Genomic DNA, 4,863 nt, shown 5'->3' with positions numbered 1-4,863 from the left:
GGACGGCAGACGCCGAGCGGGCACCGGCATGGTCCCCTCCCGGAACCAGCGGTACGCGGTCTGCGGGTGCACACCGTTACGGCGCGCCCACTCGGCAAGCTTCACAGAACGATACTAACACTCATATATTCGTATGTTTGATCACGGGAGAGTGAGCAGTTGTCAGCCCCCGCTGTGCGAGCTGGTACTCATGCCGGCGATGGCGTTCGCCGCGCTGCGCTGGGGACGCGGCACGGTGTTCCTGGCAGGCGGTGCCGCGAGCGTGGCCTACTACGGCGGCCTCGTCGTCGTCACCACACCCGGGCAGTTGCTGCTGCTGCAGATCGGCTACGCGCTGTTCGGTGCCGCCACGGTCATGGTCGGCATCGACCTGGCGCAGCGGTTGATGGTGGGACGTGCCGGCAGGGCGACCTCGATCTACCTCAGTCACGAGAACGTGGCGGCGATCAATGGGAGTCTCGTGGCGACGGTGTCCGTTGCCACGCTGGGACCTCAGGTCGGCTTCCTCGTCCCGGCAACGCTGTGTCTGGTAGCGCTCGCGTCAGCCACGTGGGCGTTCACCCGCCATCCCGAGGCCTTCGACCTCCGCCGCGGGCCACCGCGCGTGCGGCGGCCCTGACATCCGCTCCGGGCCGGGTTGAAGGTCGAGCTCAGCCGGCCCGCACCATCACGCTGTCCAGCCGAGCCAGGCGTCACCGGCCGAGACGACCGCCAGCCAGATCAGCACGGCCGCCAGCGGCACCAACGGCACGAGCGCCGGCCGCCGGCGAAGGAGCCGGATCGCCACCGCGAGGAGCACAAGCCAGACCCCCAGTAGCCCGGCGACCGCCCCGGCCGGGGCGACCAACCCACTCGCCGCGTACCAGATTCCCAGGGCCAGGTGTGCGGCCAGGCCGAGCCACCCCACCACGCGCGCCGTCTGCATCCGTCCATGGTCCGGCATCGGCCGCTCGCCGGGTCGACGCCGAGCGTCGGGCCGGGCCGGGGGTCGGCACAGGCGACCCCGCCCCCTTGGTGACGCAGCTCACCCTCACCGCCGAGACCACGCTTCCGGCCCGTACGAATGCCGCAGAGCGTGCGGCACAAGGACGAGACCGGCGGCCGGGCTTGCGGCGGTTTGTCCGCCGAGCGTCGCCGTGGAGGATGGCTCCTGCGGGTACTTACAGAACCCTTAACCCCGGCCTGCCACGGTGTGCCGGACGACGAGGAACCACGGGGAGCGGAAGCGTGCGGGTGCTGGTGGCGGACGACGAGCGGTTGCTGGCGGACACGGTCGCCGAGGGGCTGCGGCGCCTCTCGATGGCCGTCGACGTCTGCTACGAAGGCGACGGCGCGCTGGAGCGGATCAAGGTGAACCGGTACGACGTGGCGGTGCTGGACCGGGACATGCCCGGGCAGACCGGCGACGAGGTGTGCCGGAGCATCGCCGGGTCCGACGTCGGTACCCGGGTGCTGCTGCTCACCGCGGCCGCCGGGATCCGGGACCGGGTGGAGGGGCTCGGCCTGGGCGCGGACGACTACCTGACCAAGCCGTTCGCCTTCGCCGAGCTGGTGGCCCGGGTGCAGGCCCTCGGCCGGCGGTCCGCGCCGGCCGTGCCACCGGTGCTGGAACAGCGCGGCGTGGTGCTGGACGTCGCTCGGCACACCGCCACCCGGGACGGTCGCGCCCTCGGCCTGAGCCCCAAGGAGTTCGCCGTGCTGCACGTCCTGATGCGCGCGGGCGGCCGGGTGGTGAGCGCGGAGGAGCTGCTGGAGCAGGCCTGGGACGAGTTCGCCGACCCGTTCACCAACGCCGTGCGGGTCACCGTGATGACCCTGCGCAAGAAGCTCGGCGAGCCCGCGATCATCCATACCGTGCCCAAGGCCGGCTACCGGATCGGCAGCCCGGCGTGAACTGGACCCCCCGTCGCCGCATCCTGCTCGTCGGCGTGCTCGCCCTGCTCGTCGGGTACTCCCTGCCCGGCCTGGCGAAGCAGCTGCTGGGCGCCGTGTGGGTACGCGGCCAGCAGTTCTGCGACGTGCCGCTGCCCGGGCTGCAGCAGGCCTGCAGCCTGGCGCGGCCGGCCGCCGAAGGGCTGCTGGCGCTGGGCCTGCCGCTGGTGTTCCTGGTCGCCGTGGCGGCGCTGGCGTGGGCCACCCTGTGGTGCCTGCGCCCGGTGCGCGACCTCGCCGAGCCGATCGCGCACGTCGGGCCGCAGAACCTCGGCCACCGGATCCGACCCCGGGGGCGCGACGAGCTGGCCCGGCTCGCCCGGGCGATCGACGAGATGATGGAGCGCATCGCCGCCGGCTACGAGGGGCAGCGGCGGTTCGCCGCGAACGCCTCGCACGAGCTGCGCACGCCGCTGGCCGTGCAGCGGACGCTGATCGAGGTCGGCCTGGGCCGGGCGGCCACCGAAGACCAGCTGGAGCTGCTGACCGCCCAGCTGCTGGAGACCAACGAACGCAACGAGCGGCTCATCGACGGGCTGCTCGCGCTCAGCGAGAGCGACCAGGGGCTGCGCTCGAGTACGCCGCAACGGCTCGACGAGATCGTCACCGGCGTACTGGCCGCGTACCAGGACCGGACGACGCAGGCCGGCGTGACCGTCGAGTGCCGCCTCGATCCCCGCGTCGTGCTGGGCGAGCGGGTGCTGCTGGAACGCCTGGTGACGAACCTGGTGGAGAACGCGATCAAGTACAACCGGCCCGGCGGCACCCTCACCGTCACGGTCGGCGGCGATCCGGCGCTGAGCGTGGTCAACACCGGCCAGGTGGTGCCGGCCGAGGCGGTGCCGGGCCTGTTCGAGCCGTTCCGACGCCTGGCCCGGGACCGCACCAACCAGGGCGGGGGCGCTGGCCTCGGCCTCGCCATCGCCCGCTCGATCACCCAGGCACACGACGGCATCATCGCGGCCCGACCCGCCGAGTACGGCGGCCTTCGGGTCGACGTCCACCTGCCCGCCCCGCACTGACCCGGCCGACCCGCCAACACACCACCCACCTTCCCCGGGATCCGCGTACCGCGGCATCCCCACCTCCGGCATGCCCGGAAAACCGACCCGTCCCCCATCCGGGGCCCGGAACCGGCGCTGCCCGGAGCCGGAGAGGAGAGCACCGTGACGACCCGTACGGACCCGACCGCGACGACGGCGGCGGTCGCCCCGACGCCGGCGGACCGCGTGGTGTGGGCCGACGTGGCCAAGGGCGCCTGCATCGTCCTCGTGGTGCTCTGGCACGTCGTCGTCAAGCACTACCTCCAGATCGACTGGCGGGTCGGCCTGCCGGTGCCGGGCGCCTGGGGGCTGTTCGGGGAGCAACTGCTGCCGCTGCGGATGCCGCTGTTCTTCACCATCCCCGGGATCTTCGCAGCGAACGCCGTTGCCCGGCCGTGGGGGGTCGCCGGCCGCCCCCGGGTCGCCCGGCTGCTCTACCTGTACGCGGTCTGGCTGCTGATCCACACCGCCGTGCTGGCCCTTGCCCCGGGCTTCCCGACCGACCGAACCACCAGCGTCGGCGGGCTGCTGATCCAGCTCACCGTCACCCCGTCCAACCTCTGGTACCTGTACGCGTTGGCGCTCTACTTCGTCCTGGCCACGCCGAGCGGTGGCCCGGCGCTCAGCTGGTGGTGTCCGTCGCCGCGGTGGCGTTCGGCGTCACCGCGGCGGCCCGGCTCCCCGGCGGTGGGTGGTCGGCGGGGCGCTCGCCACCCTCGGCCGCCGGACGCTGCCGGTCTACGTCATCCACATGCCGGTCCTGGCGCTGCTGCACCGGCTGCTCGCCGGCCCCGTCGCCGAGCTGACGGGCACGAGCCGGGCTCTGCTGGTGACCTGCTACCCGGTCCTGCTCACCGCGGTGGTGCTGGCGCTCAGCCTGGCCGTCCACCGCGCGCTGCTGGCGGCCGGCGCGACCTGGCTGTTCGACCTGCCCACGCGCCGCCGGCGCCCGACCTCAACCGCAATCGAAGGAGACCCGATGTCACGCACAGATCCCCCGACGCCGGCCGGCCCGACCAGGGCCGACGTCGAGGACGCCGCCCGGTGGTTGTCCGGCAGGGTGGTGCGCACCCCCGTGCTGCGCTCCCCGGCGATCGACCGGCTGGCCGGCGCCCGGGTCCTGATGAAGGCGGAGAACCTGCAAGCCGGCGGCTCGTACAAGATGCGCGGCGCGCTGCTCGCGGTCGGCCGGCTCGCCGCCGCCGGGCATGCCGGGGTGGTCGCCCAGAGCACCGGCAACCACGCGGTGGCGGTGTCGCTGGCGGCCCGACGGCACGGGTTGACGGCCACCGTGGTGCTGCCGGTCGACGCGGCGGCGACCAAGGTGGCCCGGGCCCGGGCGGCCGGCGCGCGGGTCGTGCTCGCCGGCACCACCGTCGAGGAACGGCTCGCGGTGGCCCGCCAGGTCAGCGACGCCACCGGGCACCCGCTGATCGACGCGTACGACCACCCGGACGTCATCGCCGGGCAGGGCACCGCGAGCCTGGAGTTGATCGCCGAGGCCGAACGGGCCGGCACCCCGCTGGACGCGCTGGTGGTGCCGGTCGGCGGTGGCGGCGGGGTCGCGGGGGCCTGCCTGGCCGCGTCCGGCAGCGAGATCGACGTGTACGGGGTCGAGCCGGTCGGCTGCGACTCGCTGGCCCGCAGCCTGGCGGCCGGCCGGCGGGTCCCGGTCGCGCCGGGGCCCACGATCGCCGACGGGCTGCGGCCGTCCTGCGTGGGTGAGCTGCCGTTCGCCGTGCTGCGCGACGGCGTGCGGGGCGTGGTGCGGGTCGACGACGAGGAGATCGCCGAGCGTTCCGGCTGCTGCTGCTGGAGCTGAAGGTGCTCGCCGAGCCGTCCGGGGCGGCCGGCCTGGCCGGCGCGTGCGCCTCGCGGCCGGCGGGGC

5 protein-coding genes and 2 pseudogenes are annotated in these 4,863 nt (G+C 74.0%); 5 read left to right on the top strand and 2 right to left on the bottom strand.

Translation table 11 applies throughout. The annotated features are described in order from the left end of the window. Positions 1-105 (bottom strand): annotated as a pseudogene (locus JNW87_RS34735) (IS607 family transposase); the annotation flags it as partial. A gap of 28 nt (positions 106-133) precedes the next feature. Between JNW87_RS34735 and JNW87_RS34730 the strand changes: the two are divergent. Beyond that, on the top strand, positions 134-619 hold the full coding sequence (locus tag JNW87_RS34730) for an MFS transporter (RefSeq protein WP_109799896.1): 486 nt from the start codon (positions 134-136) through the stop codon (positions 617-619). 48 nt (positions 620-667) lie between these two features. On the opposite strand, the gene JNW87_RS34725 is transcribed toward JNW87_RS34730, so the two are convergent. Next, a complete protein-coding gene (locus tag JNW87_RS34725; protein ID WP_109799897.1) occupies positions 668-925 on the bottom strand; it encodes a hypothetical protein in 258 nt (85 codons plus the stop codon). Positions 926-1,227: 302 nt separating this feature from the next. Between JNW87_RS34725 and JNW87_RS34720 the strand changes: the two genes are divergently transcribed. The 4 genes and pseudogenes from JNW87_RS34720 (at position 1,228) to JNW87_RS34705 (ending at position 4,797) form a co-directional block, all read left to right on the top strand. Further along, positions 1,228-1,893 (top strand): response regulator transcription factor, encoded by a 666-nt coding sequence (locus JNW87_RS34720; protein WP_109799898.1) that lies wholly within the window; start codon positions 1,228-1,230, stop codon positions 1,891-1,893. After that, the gene (locus tag JNW87_RS34715; protein WP_238455149.1) at positions 1,890-2,954 is read left to right on the top strand and encodes a HAMP domain-containing sensor histidine kinase; all 1,065 of its coding nucleotides are present in this window, start codon (positions 1,890-1,892) and stop codon (positions 2,952-2,954) included. Before JNW87_RS34720 ends, JNW87_RS34715 begins: the two co-directional genes overlap by 4 nt. 144 nt (positions 2,955-3,098) lie before the next feature. Beyond that, positions 3,099-3,515, top strand: a pseudogene (locus JNW87_RS34710) (acyltransferase family protein); the annotation flags it as partial. Between the two features lie 151 nt (positions 3,516-3,666). Beyond that, the gene (locus JNW87_RS34705; protein ID WP_238455148.1) at positions 3,667-4,797 is read left to right on the top strand and encodes a threonine/serine dehydratase; all 1,131 of its coding nucleotides are present in this window, start codon (positions 3,667-3,669) and stop codon (positions 4,795-4,797) included. Positions 4,798-4,863: the final 66 nt, after the last annotated feature.

The organism is Micromonospora sp. ATA51, from assembly GCF_016802855.1.
Classification (GTDB): domain Bacteria; phylum Actinomycetota; class Actinomycetes; order Mycobacteriales; family Micromonosporaceae; genus Micromonospora; species Micromonospora sicca.
This window is presented reverse-complemented; position numbering and strand designations above follow the sequence as displayed.

Bases quoted from the DNA above. Each gene is read 5' to 3' on its own strand.
- JNW87_RS34730 (WP_109799896.1), top strand. From the start codon at position 134: ATGTTTGATCACGGGAGAGTGAGCAGTTGTCAGCCCCCGCTGTGCGAG.
- JNW87_RS34725 (WP_109799897.1), bottom strand. From the start codon at position 925: ATGCAGACGGCGCGCGTGGTGGGGTGGCTCGGCCTGGCCGCACACCTG.